This window comes from Paenibacillus sp. J22P218, assembly GCF_056269195.1.
This window is the reverse complement of sequence record NZ_JBWDNL010000017.1, coordinates 1-1104: the sequence shown is the minus strand read 5'-3', so window position 1 is coordinate 1104 and position 1104 is coordinate 1. Positions and strand designations below refer to the sequence as shown.

Annotated in this window: 2 tRNA genes and 2 rRNA genes; all 4 read left to right on the top strand. The window is 51.3% G+C overall.

Going from position 1 to position 1104, the window contains the following annotated elements:
- A 5S ribosomal RNA gene (rrf, locus tag AC0YN0_RS31170) occupies window positions 1–111 on the top strand; the annotation flags it as partial.
- Between the two features lie 44 nt (window positions 112–155).
- Window positions 156–232 (top strand) — tRNA-Ile (locus AC0YN0_RS31165).
- 31 nt (window positions 233–263) lie between these two features.
- Window positions 264–339, top strand: a tRNA-Ala gene (locus AC0YN0_RS31160).
- Window positions 340–596: 257 nt separating this feature from the next.
- Window positions 597–1104 (top strand): 23S ribosomal RNA (locus AC0YN0_RS31155); the annotation flags it as partial.

Sequence of the window (1104 nt, the reverse complement as noted above, 5' to 3'; positions counted from 1 at the left end):
GGCGATGGCGGAGGGGAACCACGCGTTCCCATACCGAACACGACCGTTAAGCCCTCCAGCGCCAATGGTACTTGGACCGCAGGGTCCTGGGAGAGTAGGACGTCGCCAAGCGGGTGCAAAGTTGTACCTGTGCAGTCAAAAAAGAGAATAACTGAGGGCCTTTAGCTCAGCTGGTTAGAGCGCACCCCTGATAAGGGTGAGGTCGGTGGTTCGAGTCCACTAAGGCCCACCACTATCGACTCTGAGAAGTCGGATCCCATTATGGGGCCATAGCTCAGCTGGGAGAGCGCCTGCCTTGCAAGCAGGAGGTCAGCGGTTCGATCCCGCTTGGCTCCACCAACAACTTTTCCTTCGGGAAAATGTTGAACATTGTTCCTTGAAAACTGGATAACGAAAGAAAAGAATTGCTGAAACATCCTTTAGCTGGATTAACCATCAGCGAGCAGAGTTAGCGAATGCGAGCTCGGCAGTTGATGTTAGCGAAGGTTGTTCGAGATTGCTGCGACATCTTTTCATTGAATTTCTACCGCTTAATGTTTGTTGAGATGAGAGAAATTAAATGAAAAAGGCGCACAAGCCGAATCAACCGAAGCATTGGTTAAGCTATTAAGAGCGCACGGAGGATGCCTAGGCACCAGGAGCCGAAGAAGGACGTGGCGAACAACGATACCGCCTCGGGGAGCCGTAAGCAGGCTTTGATCCGGGGATTTCCGAATGGGGAAACCCAGCTGGAGTAATGTCCAGTTACTACTAAGTGAATACATAGCTTAGTAAGAGGCATACCGGGGGAACTGAAACATCTAAGTACCCCGAGGAAGAGAAAACAAAAGTGATTCCGTCAGTAGCGGCGAGCGAACGCGGATTAGCCCAAACCAAGGAGCTTGCTTCTTGGGGTTGTAGGACACTTCACATGGAGTTACAAAAGTGTTGGTTAGGCGAAGAGGTCTGGAAAGGCCCGCTAAAAGAGGTAAAAGCCCTGTAACCAAAAGCTAACACTCTCCGAAGTGTATCCTGAGTACGGCGGGACACGTGAAACCCCGTCGGAATCCGGCAGGACCATCTGCCAAGGCTAAATACTCCCTGGTGACCGATAGTGAAGCAGTA